Origin of the sequence: Streptomyces sp. BB1-1-1, from assembly GCF_031597775.1 — a bacterium.
Taxonomy (GTDB): Bacteria; Actinomycetota; Actinomycetes; order Streptomycetales; family Streptomycetaceae; genus Streptomyces; species Streptomyces thinghirensis.
On the sequence record NZ_CP134203.1, the window covers coordinates 7,336,253 to 7,357,309 of the forward strand.

General features: G+C 69.9%; 15 protein-coding genes. 9 read left to right on the forward strand and 6 right to left on the reverse strand.

The window, feature by feature from the left end:
* Positions 1 to 12 precede the first annotated feature (12 nt).
* Positions 13 to 1,005 carry a LacI family DNA-binding transcriptional regulator gene (locus RI578_RS33710; RefSeq protein ID WP_310874587.1) on the reverse strand — a complete coding sequence of 331 codons (993 nt, stop codon included), beginning with the start codon at positions 1,003 to 1,005 and terminating at the stop codon, positions 13 to 15.
* A gap of 261 nt (positions 1,006 to 1,266) precedes the next feature.
* On the opposite strand from RI578_RS33710, the gene RI578_RS33715 reads away from it, so the two are divergent.
* From RI578_RS33715 to RI578_RS33750, 8 genes are all read left to right on the forward strand, one after another.
* Entirely contained in the window at positions 1,267 to 2,193 is a 927-nt protein-coding gene (locus RI578_RS33715; RefSeq protein WP_310874588.1) for a sugar ABC transporter permease, read from the forward strand.
* A gap of 11 nt (positions 2,194 to 2,204) precedes the next feature.
* Positions 2,205 to 3,146 (forward strand): carbohydrate ABC transporter permease, encoded by a 942-nt coding sequence (locus RI578_RS33720; RefSeq protein WP_310875926.1) that lies wholly within the window; start codon positions 2,205 to 2,207, stop codon positions 3,144 to 3,146.
* Positions 3,147 to 3,234: 88 nt separating this feature from the next.
* Positions 3,235 to 4,572 (forward strand): sugar ABC transporter substrate-binding protein, encoded by a 1,338-nt coding sequence (locus RI578_RS33725; RefSeq protein WP_310874589.1) that lies wholly within the window; start codon positions 3,235 to 3,237, stop codon positions 4,570 to 4,572.
* Between the two features lie 52 nt (positions 4,573 to 4,624).
* A complete protein-coding gene (locus RI578_RS33730; protein ID WP_310874590.1) occupies positions 4,625 to 6,676 on the forward strand; it encodes a beta-galactosidase in 2,052 nt (683 codons plus the stop codon).
* Positions 6,677 to 7,393: 717 nt separating this feature from the next.
* On the forward strand, positions 7,394 to 8,728 hold the full coding sequence (locus tag RI578_RS33735) for an extracellular solute-binding protein (RefSeq protein WP_310874591.1): 1,335 nt from the start codon (positions 7,394 to 7,396) through the stop codon (positions 8,726 to 8,728).
* Between the two features lie 79 nt (positions 8,729 to 8,807).
* Positions 8,808 to 9,752, forward strand: coding sequence for a sugar ABC transporter permease (locus RI578_RS33740; RefSeq protein ID WP_310874592.1), 945 nt, complete (start codon positions 8,808 to 8,810; stop codon positions 9,750 to 9,752).
* Between the two features lie 22 nt (positions 9,753 to 9,774).
* On the forward strand, positions 9,775 to 10,746 hold the full coding sequence (locus tag RI578_RS33745; RefSeq protein WP_383557469.1) for a carbohydrate ABC transporter permease: 972 nt from the start codon (positions 9,775 to 9,777) through the stop codon (positions 10,744 to 10,746).
* 129 nt (positions 10,747 to 10,875) lie between these two features.
* Entirely contained in the window at positions 10,876 to 12,480 is a 1,605-nt protein-coding gene (locus RI578_RS33750; RefSeq protein ID WP_310874594.1) for a glycoside hydrolase family 13 protein, read from the forward strand.
* Positions 12,481 to 12,604: 124 nt separating this feature from the next.
* On the opposite strand, the gene RI578_RS33755 is transcribed toward RI578_RS33750, so the two are convergent.
* The 5 genes from RI578_RS33755 to xylB form a co-directional block, all read right to left on the reverse strand.
* The gene (locus RI578_RS33755; RefSeq protein WP_310874595.1) at positions 12,605 to 14,128 is read right to left on the reverse strand and encodes an aldehyde dehydrogenase family protein; all 1,524 of its coding nucleotides are present in this window, start codon (positions 14,126 to 14,128) and stop codon (positions 12,605 to 12,607) included.
* A 139-nt stretch (positions 14,129 to 14,267) separates the two neighbouring features.
* The gene (locus RI578_RS33760) at positions 14,268 to 15,527 is read right to left on the reverse strand and encodes a GAF domain-containing protein (RefSeq protein WP_310874596.1); all 1,260 of its coding nucleotides are present in this window, start codon (positions 15,525 to 15,527) and stop codon (positions 14,268 to 14,270) included.
* A 121-nt stretch (positions 15,528 to 15,648) separates the two neighbouring features.
* Positions 15,649 to 16,254 (reverse strand): N-acetylmuramoyl-L-alanine amidase, encoded by a 606-nt coding sequence (locus RI578_RS33765; RefSeq protein WP_310874597.1) that lies wholly within the window; start codon positions 16,252 to 16,254, stop codon positions 15,649 to 15,651.
* A gap of 354 nt (positions 16,255 to 16,608) precedes the next feature.
* On the reverse strand, positions 16,609 to 17,817 hold the full coding sequence (locus RI578_RS33770) for an ROK family transcriptional regulator (protein WP_310874598.1): 1,209 nt from the start codon (positions 17,815 to 17,817) through the stop codon (positions 16,609 to 16,611).
* Between the two features lie 145 nt (positions 17,818 to 17,962).
* Positions 17,963 to 19,408 (reverse strand): xylulokinase, encoded by a 1,446-nt coding sequence (gene xylB, locus RI578_RS33775; protein ID WP_310874599.1) that lies wholly within the window; start codon positions 19,406 to 19,408, stop codon positions 17,963 to 17,965.
* Positions 19,409 to 19,600: 192 nt separating this feature from the next.
* Between xylB and xylA the strand changes: the two genes are divergently transcribed.
* Positions 19,601 to 20,764 carry a xylose isomerase gene (gene xylA, locus RI578_RS33780; RefSeq protein WP_310874600.1) on the forward strand — a complete coding sequence of 388 codons (1,164 nt, stop codon included), beginning with the start codon at positions 19,601 to 19,603 and terminating at the stop codon, positions 20,762 to 20,764.
* Positions 20,765 to 21,057: the final 293 nt, after the last annotated feature.

The following is a 21,057-nucleotide window of genomic DNA, read 5'->3' on the forward strand; positions in this document are numbered from 1 at the left end:
ACCGGCGCGCCGTCATCCCCGGCGAGGCGGAGGCGCGGTGCTCCTGCGTACGACGAGCTGGGTGGGGACAAGCCGTGTGCCGTGTGCCGGCTCGCTCTGCCGCACCTGGTGCAGGACGCCTTCCACGCAGCGGCGGCCGACCTCGGCGAAGTCCTGGTGCACCGTGGTCAGCGGGGGCAGGAACGAACCGGCCTCGGGAATGTCGTCGAACCCCACGACGGACACGTCCTCGGGGACCCTGCGGCCGCGCTCGTGGAGCGCGCGCAGGAGACCGAGAGCCATCTGGTCGTTGGCGGCGAACACGGCGGTGCAGTCCTGCTGTTCCGCCAGGTGGAGTCCCGCGCGGTAGCCCGACTCCGCCGACCAGTCACCGCGTACGAGGGGCGGCGGCGTGCGGCCGGCGGACTCCAGCTCGGTGCGCCAGGCGTCCGTGCGGCGCTGGGCGGCGAACGATTCCTCGGGACCGGCGAGGTGCCAGACCGTGCGGTGCCCCAGTTCGAGCAGGTGGCGCACGGCGTCCCGCGTCCCGCCCGCCTGATCGGTGTCGACCACCGTGAAGCGGTCCCCGGCGTCCGAGTCGGCGACCACGACCTTCACGTGCGGCGGCAGAGACAGCTGGGCGGCGTCGAGGAGGTGGACCTCCATGATGACGATGACCGCGTCGACCGCCAGCTCGCCCAGCCGGGAGAAGGCACCGCGCACCTCGTCCTGGGTGGGTACCGCGACCGGCAGGAGGGTGACGGCGTACCCCTCCTGCGCGGCCGATGTGGCGATGGCCTCCAGCGTGCGCACGTTGCCCGTCGTCGCGAGCGTGAACGTGATCACGCCGATCGTGCGGAACTCTCCGCGCTTGAGGGCGCGCGCCGCACTGTTGGGTCGGTAGCCGAGCTCCTTCATGGCCGTGAGGACCTGCCGGCGCGTCTGTTCGTTCACGCCGGGGAAGCCGTTGGAGACGCGGGAGACCGTCTGCGAGGAGACGCCCGCGAGCTGGGCGACGTCCGCCATCGACACGGTCCGCCGACGGCGCGGGGACCGGGTCGCAGGCAGCGGTGTGCCTGGTGTCGGGGAGTTCCTGCCTGTTCCGTCCACCGGTTCCTCTCCTGCTTTCGCGAGCGACTCTTGACCGCCCCTACGGACGCAGTGTAGACATGCCGCCATCGAATGTTTACGTAAACATAACACCTGGTCGGAAGGTCCGCTGATCTCCCTCCGAGGCCCGGCGTTTGCGTAAACCTCGGGTTCGGCAGGACGAACGAGGGGCGCGAGATGACGACGCTGCAATCGCCGGCGGCCGCAGGGGCCCGCCCGGCCGGACCACCGGTGCGGCGGACGCGCCGCTCCTGGACGGGATGGGGCTTCATCGGCCCGTTCGCGCTCGTGTTCGCGCTGGTCTTCCTGGCGCCACTCGCGTACTCGATCTACCTGAGCCTCTTCCGGACGCAGCTCATCGGCGGGACCTCCTTCGTAGGCCTCGACAACTACGAGCAGGCTCTGCAGGACGGCCGGTTCTGGGACGGCGTGCTGCGGGTCGGCCTGTTTCTGCTGGTCCAGGTGCCGATCATGCTGGGCCTCGCCCTGCTCGTGGCGCTGGCGATCGACAGCGGTCGCCTGTTCGGCAAGGACTTCTTCCGCATCTCCGTCTTCCTGCCGTACGCGGTGCCGGCCGTCGTCGCGACCCTGATGTGGGGCTTCATGTACGGCCCGCGCTTCGGCCTGGTCGGCGACATCAATGACGCCTTCGGCGTGCGGCTGCCCGACCCGCTCTCCTCCGATCTGATCCTGGCCTCGATCGGCAACATCGTGACCTGGGAGTTCGTCGGCTACAACATGCTGATCTTCTACTCCGCGCTGCGCGTCGTCCCGCACTCGCTCTACGAGGCCGCCGAGATCGACGGCGCCGGACAGTGGCGGGTCATCACCGCGATCAAGCTCCCCGCGATCCGTGGCGCCCTCGTCATCGCCACGATCTTCTCGATCATCGGCAGCTTCCAGCTCTTCAACGAGCCCGCCATCCTCCAGAAGCTCGCGCCGAACGCGATCACCACCGACTACACCCCGAACTACTACACCTACTCGCTGTCCTTCTCGGGCCAGCAGCACAACTACTCCGCGACGGTCGCCATCGTCATGGGCGTGGTCACCATGATCGTCGCCTATGTCGTCCAGCTGCGCGGCATGCGCAAGGGAGCGTGAGCGCGATGACGATGAGCGGGACCACCGACGCACGGCGGCCCACAACCGCACCGAAGCCGAAATCCGCAGCCCCCCGGCTGCGCGCGCCACGCCGCCCACACAGCCCCGGCCGTCCCCGCCGCAGCATCCTGCTCACCGTGCTCACCGGCGTCATGCTGCTCTACAGCCTCGTACCGCTGCTGTGGCTGGTGATCAGCGCCACCAAGACGCAACAGGGCCTCGCCCGGTCGTTCGGTCTCTGGTTCGACGGGGACTTCGCCCTCTGGGACAACATCACCGAGACCTTCACCTATCAGGACGGCGTCTTCGGCCGCTGGTTGCTCAACACCCTCCTGTACGTGGTCGTCGGAGCAGGCGGGGCCACCCTCCTGGCCGTCCTCGGCGGCTACGCGCTCGCCAAGTTCGACTTCCCCGGCAAACGCGCCGTGTTCGCCGTCGTCATCGGAGCCGTCGCCGTACCCACCACGGCGCTCGCCGTCCCGACCTTCCTGATGTTCAGCAAGCTCGGTCTGACCGACACCCCCTGGGCCATCATCCTCCCGTCCCTGATCTCGCCGTTCGGCCTGTACCTGATGTGGGTGTTCGCCGCCGAGGCGGTCCCCACCGAGCTCATGGAGGCCGCCCGGATCGACGGGGCGAGCGAGCTGCGCGCCTTCTTCCAGGTCGCGCTGCCGCTGCTGGCGCCCGGAACCGTCACGGTGCTGCTCTTCACCACAGTCGCGACGTGGAACAACTACTTCCTGCCCCTGATCATGCTGAAGGACCCCGACTGGTACCCCCTGACGCTCGGTCTCGACGCCTGGAACAAGCAGGCCGCCACAGCCGGCGGCGAGGCCGTCTTCAATCTCGTCGTCACCGGCTCGCTGCTCACCATCGCGCCGCTCATCGCTGCCTTCCTCCTGCTTCAGAAGTACTGGCAGTCCGGTCTCGCAGCCGGAAGCGTCAAGGAGTAGTCGCCGCAAGCGTCAAGGAGAGTCACCGCAGGGCCGCTTCTGGGCCCGCCCGTCCCCGCCGAACCAAAAGGAACTGGAAGAAGCCACTATGCCCAAGCACTCCCGCCGCCTGCTGCGCGGCCTCGGTCTCCTCTGCGTCCTGGCGCTGGGAGCGACCGCCTGCGGCTCCGACGACGACAACTCCGACCGGAAGGCGGTGGGCGCCGCCGACATCCAGGCCGCCCTGAAGAAGGGCGGCAGCGTCACCGTATGGGCGTGGGAGCCCACCCTGAAGCAGGTCGCCGCCGACTTCGAGAAGAAGTACCCGAAGGTCGACATCAACCTCGTCAACGCCGGCACCAACAACGACCAGTACAAGGCCCTGCAGAACGCCATCTCCGCCAAGAAGGGCGTCCCCGACGTCGCACAGATCGAGTACTACGCGCTCGGCCAGTACGCCCTGACCAAGGACGTCACGGACCTCAAGGCGTACGGCGCCGACAAACTGGCCGGCTCGTACTCGCCGGGCCCGTGGAACTCGGTGAAGTCCGGCGACGGCATCTACGGCCTGCCGATGGACTCGGGGCCGATGGCGCTCTTCTACAACAAGAAGGTCTTCGACAAGCACAAGATCGCGGTGCCGACCACCTGGGACGAGTACGTCGGGGCGGCCCGCAAGCTGCACAAGGCGGACCCGAAGGCGTACATCACCAGCGACGTCGGTGACGCCGGCCTGGCCACCAGCCTTCTGTGGCAGGCGGGATCACACCCCTACAAGGTCGACGGCACCAAGGTCGGCATCGACTTCACCGACGCGGGCGCCAAGAAGTACACCGACACCTGGCAGAAGCTCATCGACGAGAAGCTCCTCATGCCCGTCGTGGGCTGGAGCGACGACTGGTACAAGGGCCTGGGCGACGGAACCATCGCCACCCTGCCCATCGGCGCGTGGATGCCCGCGAACTTCGTGTCCGGGGTCAAGGACGGATCGGGCGACTGGCGCGTGGCCCCGCTGCCCCAGTGGACCGAGGGAGCCGACACCAGCTCCGAGAACGGCGGCAGCTCGCTCGCGCTGCCCGAACTCGGCAAGAACAAGGAACTCGCCTACGCCTTCGTCGAGTACGCCAACTCCGGTGAGGGCGTACAGACCCGCATCAAGAACGGCGCGTTCCCGGCGACCACCAAGGACCTGAACTCCGAGGCGTTCCAGAACACCGAGTTCCCCTACTTCGGTGGCCAGAAGGCCAACAAGATCTTCGCCGAGTCCGCCGAGAAGGTACCCACGGACTGGAAGTACCTGCCGTACCAGGTGTACGCCAACTCGATCTTCAACGACACCGTCGGCAAGGCCTACGTATCCGGCACGAAGCTGTCGCAGGGGCTGGCGGACTGGCAGGAAGCCTCCCTCCAGTACGGCGGCGAGCAGGGCTTCACCATCGACAAGTAGTGCGGGAGCGCCGGCAGCTTCCACTGACCAACAGGCCCGTGAAAGGACCTCCATGACCTCCCCCCTCACCTCCCGTTTCCCCCATCCCAAGGGCAGCGACGGCACCCGACGGCTCGGCTACGGCGCCGACTACAACCCCGAGCAGTGGCCTCGGGAGGTGTGGGCGGAGGACGTACGGCTGATGCAAGAGGCCGGCGTGAACATCGTCTCTCTGGCGATCTTCTCCTGGGCCAGGATCCAGCCCACGGCCGACACCTGGGACTTCGCCTGGCTCGACGAGGCGATGGACCTGCTGCACACGGCGGGCATCGGCGTCGACCTGGCCACCGCCACCGCCTCCCCGCCGCCGTGGCTCACCACCGCACACCCCGAGATCCTGCCGGTCACCGCCACCGGTGAGACCCTGTGGCCCGGCGCACGCCAGCACTGGCGCCCCACCTCACCGGTGTTCCGCACGCACGCCCTCCGGCTCGTACGGAAACTGGCGTCGCGCTATGCCGGCCACGCCGCTCTCGTCGCCTGGCACGTCAACAACGAACTCGGCTGCCACAACGTCTACGACTACTCCGACGACGCGGCCCGCGCCTTCCGGGACTGGCTGCGCGACCGGTACACCACCCTCGAATCACTCAACCACGCATGGGGCACCGCCTTCTGGTCCCAGCGCTACAGCGACTGGAACCAGATCCTGCCGCCGCGCCTCGCGGCCTCGCACCCCAACCCCACGCAGCAGCTCGACTTCAAGCGCTTCTCCTCCGACGCGCTCAAGGAGCACCTGCTGGCCGAGCGCGACGTGCTGCGGGAACTGACCCCCGACGTGCCCGTCACCACGAACTTCATGGTGATGCGCGGCACCAAGGGGATGGACTACGCGGACTGGACGGACGCAGGCGCGGTCGACTTCGTCGCGAACGACCATTACGTCATCCCCGGGCCCCAGGACCGCGACGAGCTGTCCTTCTCCGCCAACCTGACCAGCGGCATCGCGAGCCACCAGCCGTGGTTCCTGATGGAGCACTCCACGAGCGCCGTGAACTGGCAGCCGGTCAACACGCCCAAGCTGCCGGGGGAGCTGGCGAGGGACTCGCTGCTGCACGTCGCGCACGGCGCCGACGCCGTCTGCTTCTTCCAGTGGCGTCAGTCCGCCGCCGGCGCCGAGAAGTACCACTCGGCCATGGTGCCGCACGCCGGTGCCGACAGCGATCTCTTCCGCTCCGTCGTGGACCTGGGCCGGATACTGCGGACGCTGTCGCCGCTCGCCGGGACGGAGCGTGAACCGGCACGGGTCGCCGTACTGTTCGACTGGGACTCGCGGTGGGCGAGCGAGCAGGACTCACACCCCACTTCACACCTCGACTACCACCAAGAGGCCCTCGACTGGTACTCCGCGCTGCTACGACTCGGCATCCGCGCCGACGTCGTACCCGCGAACCACAGTGACCTCCCCTCCTACGACGTCGTCATCGCACCCGTCCTGCACATGGTGCCCCAGGAACTCGCCAAGGAGCTCACCCGATACGTCGAGGGCGGCGGCCACCTCATCACCACCTACTTCTCCGGAATCGTCGACCCGAACGACCACATCTGGCTCGGTGGCTACCCCGGCGCCCTGCGCGAACTCCTCGGCCTGCGGATCGAGGAGTTCGGGCCCCTGCCCGACGGCGCCACGGTGGACCTCGACAATGCCACGACCGGCAGCCTGTGGACCGACCGGATCACCGTCACCGGACACGACGTCGAGGTTCTCGCCCGCTACCGCACCGGCCCGTACGCGGCGCTTCCCGCGGTGACCCGCCGGACGACGAGCCAGGGTTCCGCCACGTATGTCTCGACCCGCCTCGGTGTTCCGGGCCTCCTCGGGCTGCTTCCGGACCTGCTCGCCCCGGCCGGGGTCACCAGTGAGCTTCCCGAGGACGCCCGGGGCCAGGTGGAACAGGTCGTCCGGCGTGACGCGGACAACCGCTACGTCTTCCTGGTCAACCGGAGCGACACGCCGGTGACGCTGCCCGGCTTCACCGGCGACGTACTCGTCGGCGCGAAGGCCGACGAGCCCATCGTCCTGCCGCCACGCGGAGTCGTGGTCGTCCGCCAAGCGGCACACTGACAGAGGCGGTCACACGTGTGGGCCGCGCCGAGGCGCGTACAAAGCGCCTGAAGCCGGCGCGGCCCACACGCGCGTCCCCCGCACGCAATGGGGTTCGGCTCCGGGTCGACGTGCTGACGGCCCCTGGACCCGTGGGACCGCTACCTCGGACTGCCGGACGCGGAACCCGCGGACCGGGCCACGGCCTGGGCCCGCGCGCTCGGGCGCACCCATCCGGCCGTGCGCACCGTGACGGAGGGGCTGGTTCGAGCTGCCCCCCGCGCGCGAACTTCTGGGACCGGCACGGCCCGGCCATCAGGGATCTGTTCCCGAAGCCTCCCGCCCCCTGCTTCCACCATCTCCGTGGAGCAGCTGAAGGAACTGCTCGACGCGGAGGCATTCTGGCCTGGGCGGAGCGGATCGACCCGGAGATGCCCACCTACTGAGGTTCGCCGGCGCGCCCGAGTGCGCGCCGGCGACTACCCGTTCAGCGCCGCGATCTGGCGCCCGTGACCTTCCCCGTGATCACGCCGTCGTTCGGCGCGCCCTGAAGCACGCGACTGACGTCGCCTCTCCTGTGGGGCGCAGTCGCCCGGGGCCGGCCCATCAGTCCACGACGCTCGTGATGCAGTCTTAATCTTGCAATATCGGGTCAGAATCTTGCGCTGCTCTGTTCTGCGTCCTAATGTGACGCTCCGATCAGGGCAGTGCCCTGGGTGCCACCTCGGAGGAGCCGCAATGAAGCCCCGCAACCTCGCGATCTTTCTGATCTCTTCAGGTCTCGTCCTGTCCGCCACGGCTTGCGGTGGTGACTCGGACGCCGGAGCCGATGGGGATGTCACGATCACCGTGGCGTGCCAGCCGGCGAAGACCGCTCCCAAGCAGCGCACGGCATGGGACGACGACGTCAAGGCCTTCGAGAAGGCGCACCCGGGCGTCAAGGTCAAGAGCACGGACCAGCAGCCGTGCTTCGACCCGAAGACCTTCGCCGCGAAGCTGGCCGGCGGCCAGATGGAGACGGTCTTCATGGCCCCTGTCACCAACTACGCCGATGTCATAGCCAAGAGACAGGCGAAGGACATCACCGCGTCCACGGATCTGGTGAAGAACTTCGGAGACATCCGGCAGGACGTCCGGGACATGCTCACCAAGGACGGCAAGGTCTACGGCATCCCCAACGTCAGCTACTCCGTCGGGCTGGTCTACAACCGCAAGCTCTTCGAGCAGGCCGGCCTCGACCCCAACTCCCCGCCGAAGACCTGGGACGAGGTCCGCGACGCGGCCAAGAAGATCGCGGATCTGGGTGACGGCTACGTCGGATACGGCGAGTACGGCGGCGGCAACGTCGGCGGCTGGCACTTCGCGCAGTCCATCTTCAGTCGCGGCGGCGAGATGGTCGTGGACGGCAAGGCGGCCTTCAACAGCGCCGAGGGCAAGGCGGTTCTGCAGACGCTGCACGACATGCGCTGGGAGGACGACAGCGTCGGCAAGAAGCTGCTGATCGGCTGGGAGGCGCTGATGCAGCAGATGGGGGCCGGCAAGACGGGCATGATGCTCGGCGCCCCGGACGTCGTCACCGACCTGGTGCAGAAGTTCCAGGGCGGCAAGGAGGACTACGGCATCGCCCCCATCCCGGAGAGCAAGGCGTCGCTGACCGGTGGCGAGGCCTACATGATCAACCCGAAGGCGAGCGCCGCCGAGACCAAGGCCGGCCTGCAGTGGATCGACTTCCAGTTCAACACCCCGGGCAAGGGCCGTCACGACTACGCGCGCGGCAAGGCCAACGGTGAGGCCGTGGGCGTTCCGAACAACGACTACATGGGTGACTCGCCGACGGGCCGGGAGCTCGCCGAACTCCGCGAGAAGAACGCGGTCCTGCCGGTCGAGTACTACCAGCCCTACGTCGACGGATCGAAGAACGTCGAGTTGAAGCTGGAGCCGCCGAACGCGCAGGAGCTCTACGCGGTGCTGGACGTGGCCATGTCCGCGGTCCTGACCCGCGAGGACGCCGACATCGACAAGCTGCTCGCCGATGCCGAGGGCAAGGCGAACTCGATTCTGGCGAAGAGCTGACCGTCGCGGACCACGGGTGCCGCATCCGATCGTGACGGAGTGCGGCACCCCGGCCCGCGGCGCGGAACGGGAGATCACCATGGACACATCCACCGCGCAGGCGAAACGGCCTCCGAGGCCGCGGCGCCGGCCACCCGCACGTCCCTCACGTCATGGAAGGACTCTTCGCACCAACATCACCGCCTACGGATTCCTGTGTGCGGCCCTGTTCTGCTTCGCGCTGTTCGCCTGGTGGCCGATCATCCGGCAGCTCGTGCTCAGCTTCCAGGAGACCAACCTGGTCGACGAGCCCAAGTGGGTGGGCCTGGACAACTTCCGTACGGTGGTGGAGGACCCGGCGTTCGGCCAGGCCTGGAAGAACACCTTCGCCTTCACCTTCCTCGCCCTGCTGTGCGGCTACGTGATCCCGTTCGCGGTGGCGATCGTGCTCAACGAACTGCGGCACGCACGCGGGTACCTGCGCTTCGTCGTGTACCTGCCGGTGATGCTGCCGCCGATCGTCTCGGTGCTGCTCTTCCGCTGGTTCTACGATCCCGGGCCCGGCCTGTTCAACCAGATACTCGACTTCGTCGGCCTGCCGGGCCTGTCCTGGCTGGACTCCACGGACACCGCGCTGATCTCCCTGGTGATCGTCTCCACCTGGATGAACATGGGCTCCGGGGTTCTGATCTATCTCGCCGCACTGCAGAACATCCCCGGTGACCTCTACGAAGCGGCCGAACTCGACGGAGCCGGCATCTTCAAGCGGATCTGGAACGTCACCGTCCCGCAGACCCGGCTGATCCTGCTGCTCATGCTGATGCTCCAGATCGTCGCCACCATGCAGGTGTTCATCGAGCCCTACATGCTCACCGGCGGCGGACCGGAGAACGCGACGGTCACCGTCGCCTTCCTGATGTACCAGTACGCCTTCGTCTACGGCGGCAACTACGGCGCCGGCAGCGCGCTCGGCGTGATGCTCATGATCGTTCTCCTTGCGGTCGCCGCAGTCCAGCTCCGGCTGACCCGCGACGAGAAGAGGTAGTCCCGTGACCGACACAGTCGACATGACAGTCCACCCGGAAACCGCCGTGGACACCCGTGAGGTGCCGCCGCCGGACGCGCACCGCCGGCGCAAGCGGCGCCGCGCCGCCTGGGCCGACGGCCACTCCCGCACCATCGTCTCGCCCCTCGAGCTCAAGTCCCGCTGGGGGAGGCGGATCTACTGGACGGTGCTCGCCGCCGTCCTGTCCGTGTTCACGTTCGTGTTCGTCTTCCCGCTGTACTGGATGGTCACGGGCGCGATGAAGTCGGGCGAGGAGATCGCCCAGATGCCGCCGACGCTGTGGCCGAAGGACCCGGACTTCTCGGTTTTCGCGGACGCGTGGGAGCTCTTCGACGTCGGGCTGCTCCTGAAGAACACCCTCTTCTACGCGGTCGGCGCCTGGCTGTTCGCCCTCGCGGTGGATGTGACGGCCGCGTACGCACTGTCCAAGCTGCGTCCGATGTTCGGCAACGTGATCCTCGGGGCGATGCTCGCGACCCTGATGATCCCGCCGATCGTCGTCATGATCCCGGCGTACATCACCGTCACGGACGTGCCGATCTTCGGGTGGCATCTGCTCAACACGCCCTGGGCGATCTGGTTCCCGGTGGCGGCCAACGGGTTCAACATCTTCCTGCTCAAACGGTTCTTCGACTCGATTCCCGACGAGATCCTCGAAGCGGCGGAGATCGACGGGGTGCCGCCGTGGCGCGTGCTCGTCTCGATCATCCTGCCGATCTCGCGGCCCATCCTCGGTGTGGTGTCCATCTTCACCATCGTGCTGGTGTTCAAGGACTTCGTCTGGCCGCTGCTCGTGCTGCCGGACAGCGAGAAGATGACGATCAGCGTGGGCCTTTCCCAGACCGCGGGACAGGTGACGCAGAACCAGATCATGGCGGGTCTGGTGATGGCGAGCATTCCGATGATCATCGTGTTCTTCTTCTTCCAGCGGAGCATCATGGCGGGCCTCACCGCCGGCAGCCTCAAGGGCTGACCTGCACCCCGGGCCCCTCACCTCACCTCCCCTTCGCTTCACCCCCCAAAAAGCACTCCGCCGCCGGTCGGCACCTTCATGCCCCGTTCCGACCGGCGGCGGAGTCCCACCTGCCCGAAAGGACCCCCCGTGGCAGCCGTGCACCCCTCCCGCACCCATGACTGGTGGCGTGACGCCGTCATCTACCAGGTCTATCCCCGCAGCTTCGCGGACGGCGACGGGGACGGCACCGGGGACCTCGCAGGTGTCCGCGCGAACCTGCCGTACCTCGTCCAACTGGGCGTGGACGCCGTGTGGTTCACCCCGTGGTACCTCTCGCCGCTGGTCGACGGCGGTTACGACGTGGCCGACTACCGCACCATCGACCCGGCCTTCGGCACCCTCGGCGACGCCGAAAAGCTGATCTCCGAGGCCGCCGAGCACGGCATCAAGGTCATCGTCGACATCGTGCCCAACCACATCTCCGACCAGCACGCCTGGTTCCAGGCCGCCCTCGCCGCCGGGCCCGGCAGCCCCGAGCGCGAGCGGTTCCACTTCCGCCCCGGCCGCGGCGAGAACGGCGAACTGCCGCCGAACAACTGGCCCTCGCAGTTCGCCGGTGACACCTGGACCCGGGTGCCCGACGGAGAGTGGTACCTGCACCTGTTCACCCCCGAACAGCCCGACCTCAACTGGAGCCACCCCGACGTCCGCCGCGAACACGAGGACGTGCTGCGCTTCTGGTTCGAGCGCGGCGTCGCCGGCGTCCGTATCGACTCCGCCGCCCTGCTCACCAAGCACCCGGACCTGCCCGACTTCACCGAAGGCGTCGACCCGCACCCCTACCTCGACCGGGACGAGATCCACGACATCTACCGCTCCTGGCGCGCGATCGCCGACGAGTACGACGGCATCTTCGTCGGCGAGGTCTGGCTCCCCGACGCCGAACGCTTCGCCCGCTACCTGCGCCCCGACGAGCTGCACACCGCCTTCAACTTCAACCTCCTCGCCTGCCCCTGGGACCCCGAGCGTCTGCGCCGCACCATCGACGACACCCTCGCCGAGCACGCCCCGGTGAAGGCCCCCGCGACCTGGGTGCTCTGCAACCACGACGTGACGCGCACGGTCACGCGCTACGGCCGCGAGGACACCGCGTTCGACTTCGGGACGAAGACCTTCGGCACGCCCACCGACCTGGAGCTCGGCACCCGTCGCGCCCGCGCCGCCGCACTGCTCACGCTCGCGCTGCCCGGCTCGGTCTACCTCTACCAGGGCGAGGAACTGGGCCTGCCCGAGGCGGACATCCCCCTCGACCGCATCCAGGACCCGATGCACTTCCGCTCCGGCGGCACCGACCCGGGCCGCGACGGCTGCCGCGTCCCACTGCCGTGGACGGCCGGCGAACCGCACAGTGGTTTCGGCGGTGCCACGGAGCCGTGGCTGCCGCAGCCCGCGTACTGGCCGCGGTACGCGGTGGACCGCCAGCTCGGCGACCCCGACTCGATGCTCGCCCTGTACCGCACGGCGCTCAGGCTCCGCCGCGACACCCCCGGTTTCGGTGACGGTCCGATGACCTGGCTCCCCTCCGACAACGGTGTCCTCGCCTTCGCCCGCACCGACGGCCTGGTCTGCGTGGTGAACCTTCGGGACCACCCTGTCGAGCTGCCGGCACATGCCGAGCTGTTGCTCGCAAGTGGACAACTCGACGCGGACGGCCGGCTGCCGGGGGACACGGCGGTCTGGCTGCGCGGATGATCCGCGGATCCGGGCGGTGACCTGCCCCCTGCCCGGATCCGCCGCCACGCGCAGACCGCTCCGCGCAGGACCTGACTGGCGCCTGACGGGCAGAGGACCAGCTCAGGCGCCTTTTCTCGTGCTTCTAGAAGAAGCCCAGCTTCTGTGCCGAGTACGACACCAGGAGGTTCTTCGTCTGCTGGTAGTGCTCCAGCATCATCTTGTGGTTCTCCCGGCCGATCCCCGACTGCTTGTAGCCGCCGAAGGCGGCGTGTGCCGGGTACGCGTGGTAGCAGTTCGTCCAGACCCGCCCCGCCTGGATCGCGCGGCCCGCGCGGTAGGCGGTGTTCATGTCGCGGGTCCACACCCCGGCGCCGAGGCCGTACAGGGTGTCGTTGGCGGTCTTGATCGCGTCGTCGAAGTCGTTGAAGGGCGTGACCGACACGACCGGGCCGAAGATCTCCTCCTGGAAGATCCGCATACGGTTGTGGCCCTCGAAGATGGTCGGCTGGACGTAGTAGCCGCCCTTCAACTCGCCGTCGTGTTCGATGCGTTCGCCACCGGTGAGCACCTTGGCGCCCTCCTGCCGGCCGATGTCCAGGTAGGAGAGGATCTTCTCCAGCTGGTCGTTGGACGCCTGCGCGCCGATCATCGTGTCGGTGTCCAGGGGGTGGCCCGGCTTGATCAGCTCGGTGCGGGCGACCGCGGCCTCCATGAACTCGGCGTACGTGCCGCGCTGGACCAGCGCCCGGGACGGGCAGGTGCACACCTCCCCCTGGTTGAGCGCGAACATCGTGAAGCCTTCGAGCGCCTTGTCGCGGAAGTCGTCGTCCTGGGACCAGACGTCGTCGAAGAAGATGTTCGGCGACTTGCCGCCCAGCTCCAGCGTGACCGGCTTGATGTTCTCCGAGGCGTACTGCATGATCAGCCGCCCCGTGGTGGTCTCCCCGGTGAACGCCACCTTCGCCACCCGCGGGCTGGACGCGAGCGGCTTGCCCGCCTCCGCGCCGAAGCCGTTGACGACGTTCAGGACACCGGGCGGCAACAGGTCCGCGACCAGACTCAGCCAGTAGTGGATGGACGCCGGGGTCTGCTCGGCGGGCTTCAGGACCACGGCGTTGCCGGCGGCCAGTGCCGGGGCGAGCTTCCAGGTCGCCATCAGGATCGGGAAGTTCCACGGAATGATCTGTGCGACGACACCCAGCGGCTCGTGGAAGTGGTACGCCACAGTGTCGTCGTCGACCTCGCCCAGCGAACCCTCCTGGGCGCGGATCGCACCCGCGAAGTAGCGGAAGTGGTCGATGGCGAGCGGAATGTCGGCGGCCAGCGTCTCGCGCACCGGCTTGCCGTTCTCCCAGCTCTCGGCGACCGCCAGCCGCTCCAGATTCGCCTCCATGCGATCGGCGATCTTCAGCAGGATGCCGGAACGCTCGGTCACCGAGGTGCGGCCCCAGCCCGGGGCGGCCTCGTGCGCGGCGTCGAGCGCCCGCTCCACGTCCTCCGCCGTACCGCGCGCGACCTCCGTGAAGGGCTGACCGTTCACCGGTGACGGATTCTCGAAGTACTGCCCGCGCAGCGGCGGCACGTACTCGCCGCCGATGAAGTGGTCGTAGCGCGACTGATAGGAGACGATCGCGCCCTCGGTGCCGGGCGCCGCGTAACGGGTCATCCTGTCTGCCTCCTCATCGAGCGCTGCCCGCCGTTGGACAGCTCCGTACGCGAGGTTAGGGAGCGGGACGTTGCAGGGACGTTGCGCGTGCGGGCGGGCGAAGCTCGGCCCCGTGCCGCCGCCGGTCAGGGGCGGGCGGTCACCACGCGTTCGGCGCCGCCAGCTCGGACTCCAGCGCGGCGAGCCGGGACCGGGCCGCCGCGGTGGGCCGGACCGCGACCAGTGCGCGCCACACGTCCACGTCGTCCTCGCCCCACGGCGCGTGCGCCCAGTCGGCCAGCAGGTCGGGATCGCGACCGGAGATCAGTGCCGCGCGCACACCGTCGGCGATCCGGCGCCTGAGCCGTACCACCGCCGGAGCCTGGGAGCCGGGCAGCAGCGGACCGGCGTACGCCGCCGCGGCCGCCGTGACCGCACCGGCCCGCAGACGACGCTCGACGACGGTGGCGTCGGACTCGACGGGCATGGCGAGCCGGTACGGCCGGGACGCGAGCCGACCCGGTCCCAGGAGCCCGCGCAGCCGCGCCAGTTCGGCACGCAGGGTCACCGGCGGCACCGTCTCGTCCTCGTACAGCGCGCACAGCAGCTCGTCGCCGGTCAGGCCTTCGGGGTGGTGGGCCAGCAGCACGACGATCTCGCTGTGCCGCCGGCTCAGCCGGACTCGGCGGCCGTCCGCGCTCAGCAGCGCCTCGTCGCGGCCCAACGCGGTCAGCTCGGCCGAAGCGCCCGGCGGCCGCTCCGGGGCGAGCAGCGCCAGCTGCGACTCGGCGGCACGCGCGACCGCCTGGACGAAGCCCAGACTGTGCGGATGCGCCAGTCCGTCCCCACCGGTGATGTCCACGGCGCCGAGTACGCGCCCGGTGCGGGGGTCGTGCACCGGAGCGGCCGCACAGGTCCAGGGCTGGACCCGCCGTATGAAGTGCTCCGCGGCGAAGACCTGGACCGGCCGTCCGACGGCCACCGCCGTGCCCGGCGCGTTCGTCCCGACCGCGGACTCCGCCCACCTGGCACCGGGCACGAAGTTCATCCGTCCCGCCCGGCGACGAGTGGCGGGATGTCCCTCGACCCACAGCAGTCTGCCGTGCGCGTCGCACACGGCGAGCAGATGCTCGCCGTCGGCGGCGAAGGTGCCCAGGAGTTCCCGGACCAGCGGCATCACCCGCGCCAGCGGATGCTCGGCCCGGTAGGCGCCGAGGTCGCCGTCCATGAGTTCCACACTCGCCGTGCCGTCGGGGCCGACACCTGCCCGGACCGACCGCCGCCACGACTCCGCCACCACGTCACGCACGGGCCGCGGTACCGTCCCGGCCTCGGTGAACGTCTCGTGCGCGCGCCGCAGCGTCCGGGCACGCTCGACGGGGTCGGCCCCCGGTTCCAGAGCCAGCCATGCATCAGTCAACTCGGCCTCCCCGGACGGTGCTGCTGACGGCGATGCGCTTGGGGACATCGTCACTCCGCCCATACACGTGGACAACCACTTCGACCAGCCGGATCACCGGGACCCGGCGGTCTGTCGAGAGTCAGGCGAAGTTGACCAGTCTGATGTAGCGGGTCCAGTCCCACAGGGGCCCCGGGTCCGTGTGGTCGCTGCCCGGTACCTCGTGGTGCGCGATGATGTGCTCGCGGTCCTTGGGGATGCCGTACGTGGTGCAGATCGCCGCGGTGAGCCGGGCGGACTGTTCGTACATGGCGTTGGTGAAGTACTCGGGCCGGTCCACCCAGCCCTCGTGTTCGATGCCGATGCTGCGGGTGTTGTAGTCCCAGTTCCCCGCGTGCCAGGCGATGTCCGCCTCGCGGACGCACTGCGCCACATGCCCGTCGGCGGACCGGACGACGTAGTGCGCGGACACCTGCTTTTCGGGGTTGCGGAAGATGGAGAGGGTGTCGGCGTACGTCTCCTGCGTGACGTGGATGACCACATAGTCGACGGGATAGGCCGTGGGGCGGCTCGACCGGGTGTAGTTGGACGTGCTCGCCGGCTGCCATTCGGCGGAGGGGCGGTCGACGGCCCGGGGCTGTGCGGCGGCCCGTGTGCCGGACAGCAGCGCATACGGGACGGTGGCGAGCGCGGCGCCCATCAGGAGCCGCCGCCTGGTCGGAACCGGTGCTGTCCTTTCCCTTTCCATGGGAGTGCCCTTTCGTCGGTGGGGCCCTCGGGCCCGTGTGTGGGGGGTGCTCAGCGGTGCGACGTGGCTGAGAAGGGAACGCTGACGAACGCTGACGCGGACCTCTGACGCCGTCCGTGCGAGGTGCGTCCGCGTGAATCACCGTACGGTCAGCGGGGGTTGCGCAGAAGGGCGCCGCGCCGTTCCGTGGACAGCCCCCGCCTTGTGGACACCGCGCTCACTCGAACGAGTGACGGGGGAGTGGAGCAAGGGCGTCGGAAGGTCCCCGGATCGGTGCTGCCTCGCCTGCCGCTGTCCATGCCGCTGCGGCTGCCGACACCACCGCTGTCCGCGCCGCGTCCGTCACCATCGGGCTCAGGCCCGCTCCGCCACCACCGTCGGGTCGTCCAGGACGGCCCGCATCACCGAGTGCGCGGCGCCGAGAAGGGGACCCTGCGGTCCCAGATCCGACACGGAGACCGGGCAGACCGGACCTGCCGTGCGCCGGGCCAGTTCGTCCCGCAGCGACGGCAGCAGCCAGGGTGCGAGTCCGGCCAGCGCGCCGCCCAGCACCACGCTCTCGGGGTCGAGCAGGTTGACCGCCCCGGTCAGCGCGATGCCGAGCGCCGTACCCGCCTCGTGCAGGGCACGCCGTACCGCCTCATCGCCCTCCGCGGCACGCCCCGCGAGCAGTCCGACGCGATCCTCGCCCGGCTCCACGCCGGCCGCGCGCAGTACCGCCTTCTCGCCGGCGTACTGCTCCAGGCAGCCTCGCCCGCCGCAGGCGCACTCCGGGCCGTCGGGACGGACCGGCACATGACCCAGCTCGCCGGCGAATCCGCGCGTACCGCGCAGCAGCCGCCCGTCGACGACCACGGCCGCGCCGATGCCGATCTCGGCCGAGACGTGCAGGAAGTCCCGCGGGGTGCCGTCACCCAGCCAGAGCTCGGCGAGCGCGCCGAAGTTCGCCTCGTTGGCCACGGTCAGCGGCAGGCCCCCGGGCAGCAGCGCGCCGAGGTCCGCGTCGTGCCAGTCCAGGTTCGGAGCGCGTACGACGGTCCTGGCGTCTCGCGCCACGAGACCCGGCACGGCCACCGCGAGCCCGGCCGGCCACAGCCCCTCGGCCTCCACCTCCGCAACGACCTGCCGCACCAGGCCGGTGAGCTGCTCGAGTACCGGCTCCGGCGATCGGCCCCTGTTGCTCCCGTACCGCACGACACGCGACCGCACCCGGCCGCGCAGGTCGACCGCGCAGACCGCGAGGTGGTCGACGCCGACCTCCGCTCCGATGCCGGCCGGGCCGTGCGCGCTGACGGCCAGCGCCGACCCGGGCCGCCCCACCCGACCGGGGCGCTCGGGGCCCAGCTCCTCCAGCAGGCCGGAGCGGATGAGCTCGTCCACGAGGGTCGACACCGCCGCACGCGTCAGCCCGATCCGTGAGGCGACGGCGGCCCGGGACAGCGGACCCTCGGCGCTGACGGTGTGCATCACCCGGGCGAGGTTGCGGCGGCGCATCCCCTGCTGGGTGTCCGGCAGCGCGCGCCCGGGGCGGGCCGGATGCGTCTCGTGCGGCGGTGCGGTCATGCCTCCGTCAGTCCTTGGTCGGTCTTCGGTCGATCAGCCCTTGCTCGGTCTTCGGCCGATCCGGTCCTCGCCCACGTGCCAGGCGCAGGCCGATTGTCTCCGGGGCGCCCTCCGGAAAGGCGGTCGAGGCCGCGTGGACGCGTCCTCAGCGCGAGTCCGCGTTCCGTTCCAGCAGCGGTGCCGCGTCGGAGAGTACCCCGGTGATCCGGGTCAGCGTCACCTCGTCCCGTTCCACGGCGTCGAGCACCGGTCCGGCGGCCGTGTTCCAGCGCCGGGCGACCGCTGCCGCGTCCTCGCCGGTCAGCAGGCCGGCGGCCTGCGCGGCGGCACCGAGTGCGACCAGTTCCTTGGCGTCGGGGATCTGGACAGGACGCCCCGACAACCGTCGTACCGTCTGCTGCCAGGCAGTCCCGCGCGCGCCGCCGCCGATCAGCAGCAGCGGCGCGGACGGGTCCGCGTCGGTTTCGAGGACCAGGTCGAGCGCGCCGAGCAGCGAGTGCACGGCGCCGTCGTACGCGGCCTGGAGCAGCTGACCGGCGGTCGTGTCGTGGCGCAGCCCGTACAGCAGGCCGGAGGAGTGCGGCAGGTTCGGGGTGCGCTCGCCGTCCAGGTAGGGCAGAAGCGTGACGTCGGTGCCGGGTTCGACGGCTTCCCGGTCCAGGCCCAGCAGGGCCGCGACCCGGTCGACGGCGAGCGTGCAGTTGAGGGTGCAGGCCAGCGGCAACCAGTCGCCGCGTGCGTCGGCGAAGCCCGCCACCGTGCCGGTCGGGTCGGCGGGCCGTCGGCGCGACACGGCGTACGCGGTGCCGGACGTGCCGAGGCTCATCACCGGCACGCCGGGACGCAGCCCGAGGCCCAGTGCGGCGGCCGCGTTGTCGCCGGTGCCGGCGGCGACCAGGGTGCCCTTGGAGAACGGCAGGCCGTGGCCGTCGCGCACGGTGCCGGCCACCTCGCCGGGCCGGACCACCCGGGGCAGCAGCGCCGGATCGAGCCCCACGCGCGCGAGGATCTCGTCGTCGTACGCCTCCGTGCCGGACGCCCACCAGCCGGTGCCGGACGCGTCGCCGCGGTCGGTGGTGCCCTCGCCGGTGAGCCGCTCGGTGAGGTAGTCGTGCGGAAGGCGTACGGCCTTCGCCGCGCGGGCCGCCTCCGGCTCATGTTCTGCCAGCCAGGCCCACTTGGTGACCGTGAACGAGGCGCTGGGCACGCTGCCCGTGCGCTCCGCCCAGGCCTTGGGGCCGCCCAGCTCCTCGATCAGACGGCGGGCCTGCGGGGCCGAGCGCACGTCGTTCCACAGCAGGGCCGGGCGCACCGGCTCGCCCTGGGCGTCCAGTGTGACGAGTCCGTGCTGCTGCCCGCCGATGGACACCGCGGCGGCCTCCCGCGCGGCGTCACCGCACTGGTGCAGGGCGTCGTGGAGCGCGTCCCACCACTGGCGCGGATCGCTCTCGCGGCCGGCCCCGGAGGACACGGTGTGGGGCGCTTGACCGCTCGCGACGACCTGGCCGGTGGCCGCGTCGACGACCAGCGCCTTGGTGGACTGGGTGGACGTGTCCACGCCGACGACGAGCGGACCCTCGGCTGCTGACATCGGGCTTCTCCCTCTTCCGCGGCTCTGCGGGATCTGACTGGGCTGCTGGGCTGCTGGACTGCCTGGAACCGGGACGTCACTCCTTCGGGGACACCTTGTCCCTTCCCAGGACCGTGTGTGCATACTAATTTGTAAAGCGCCATGACGAAATAGTCGGCAGCGATTGATCGGCAGCGAGTGAGGAGCCGCGGAATGAACTACCAGCCCACTCCCGAGGACAGGTTCACGTTCGGTTTGTGGACGGTCGGCTGGCAGGGCCGGGATCCCTTCGGTGACGCCACCCGGCGCGCGTTGGACCCGACGGAGTCGGTGCGTCGTCTGGCCGAGCTGGGGGCGTACGGGGTCACGTTCCACGACGACGACCTGATCCCGTTCGGGTCGAGCGACACCGAGCGCGAGGCCCACGTCAAGCGGTTCCGGCAGGCGTTGGACGCGACGGGCATGAAGGTGCCGATGGCGACGACCAACCTGTTCACGCATCCGGTGTTCAAGGACGGCGCGTTCACGGCGAACGACCGGGACGTGCGCCGGTACGCGCTGCGCAAGACGATCCGCAACATCGATCTCGCGGTGGAGCTGGGCGCGAGTGTGTATGTCGCCTGGGGCGGCCGGGAGGGCGCGGAGTCCGGTGCGGCCAAGGACGTACGGGACGCGCTGGACCGGATGAAGGAGGCCTTCGACCTGCTGGGCGAGTACGTCACCGAGCAGGGCTACGACCTGAAGTTCGCGATCGAGCCCAAGCCGAACGAGCCGCGCGGTGACATCCTGCTGCCCACGGTGGGGCACGCGCTCGCGTTCATCGAGCGGCTGGAGCGGCCGGAGCTGTACGGCGTGAACCCGGAGGTCGGCCACGAGCAGATGGCGGGGCTCAACTTCCCGCACGGGATCGCGCAGGCGCTGTGGGCCGGCAAGCTGTTCCACATCGACCTCAATGGCCAGTCGGGTATCAAGTACGACCAGGACCTGCGCTTCGGGGCGGGCGACCTGCGGGCCGCGTTCTGGCTCGTCGACCTGCTGGAGAGGGCCGGGTACGCCGGTCCGCGGCACTTCGACTTCAAGCCGCCGCGGACCGAGGACCTCGACGGCGTGTGGGCGTCGGCGGCCGGCTGCATGCGCAACTACCTGATCCTCAAGGACCGGGCGGCCGCCTTCCGTGCCGACCCGCAGGTGCAGGAGGCCCTGGCCGCGGCCCGGCTGGACGAACTGGCCCAGCCGACCGCCGAGGACGGTCTCGCGGCCCTGCTGGCCGACCCGGCCGCCTACGACACCTTCGACGTGGACGCGGCCGCCGCTCGCGGCATGGCCTTCGAGCACCTCGACCAGCTCGCCATGGACCACCTCCTCGGCGCTCGCTGAGCGGTCCACCTCCGTGCGACGGCTCCGGCTCCTTCCGATTCACGGACGGAGCCGGAGCCGTCGGGCTGTCGGATGCCGTGCGGCAGCCGCACGAGTGTCACGCCGCGCTCGTACCGGGCGGCTGCCACCTCGGGTCGTCCACGGAAGCCGCCCGGGCGTCGCTCGGACCTCGCCCCGATCGTCCGGGCCTGGCATCCGCGCGGGCCGCAGGCACTGCTTCTCGCCGCTTCCCGACACCTGTTGCCGATGTGATGCGATGCGATGCGATGCGATGCCGAAGTCGGGTCGTCAGT

Coding starts and splice junctions, on each gene's coding strand:
- RI578_RS33720 (WP_310875926.1), top strand. CDS start 2,205: ATGAGCGGGACCACCGACGCACGGCGGCCCACAACCGCACCGAAGCCG.
- xylB (WP_310874599.1), bottom strand. CDS start 19,408: ATGTCAGCAGCCGAGGGTCCGCTCGTCGTCGGCGTGGACACGTCCACC.
- RI578_RS33735 (WP_310874591.1), top strand. CDS start 7,394: ATGAAGCCCCGCAACCTCGCGATCTTTCTGATCTCTTCAGGTCTCGTC.
- RI578_RS33730 (WP_310874590.1), top strand. CDS start 4,625: ATGACCTCCCCCCTCACCTCCCGTTTCCCCCATCCCAAGGGCAGCGAC.
- RI578_RS33745 (WP_383557469.1), top strand. CDS start 9,775: ATGACAGTCCACCCGGAAACCGCCGTGGACACCCGTGAGGTGCCGCCG.
- RI578_RS33770 (WP_310874598.1), bottom strand. CDS start 17,817: ATGACCGCACCGCCGCACGAGACGCATCCGGCCCGCCCCGGGCGCGCG.
- RI578_RS33725 (WP_310874589.1), top strand. CDS start 3,235: ATGCCCAAGCACTCCCGCCGCCTGCTGCGCGGCCTCGGTCTCCTCTGC.
- RI578_RS33710 (WP_310874587.1), bottom strand. CDS start 1,005: ATGGCGGACGTCGCCCAGCTCGCGGGCGTCTCCTCGCAGACGGTCTCC.
- RI578_RS33715 (WP_310874588.1), top strand. CDS start 1,267: ATGACGACGCTGCAATCGCCGGCGGCCGCAGGGGCCCGCCCGGCCGGA.
- RI578_RS33755 (WP_310874595.1), bottom strand. CDS start 14,128: ATGACCCGTTACGCGGCGCCCGGCACCGAGGGCGCGATCGTCTCCTAT.
- RI578_RS33740 (WP_310874592.1), top strand. CDS start 8,808: ATGGACACATCCACCGCGCAGGCGAAACGGCCTCCGAGGCCGCGGCGC.
- xylA (WP_310874600.1), top strand. CDS start 19,601: ATGAACTACCAGCCCACTCCCGAGGACAGGTTCACGTTCGGTTTGTGG.
- RI578_RS33765 (WP_310874597.1), bottom strand. CDS start 16,254: ATGGAAAGGGAAAGGACAGCACCGGTTCCGACCAGGCGGCGGCTCCTG.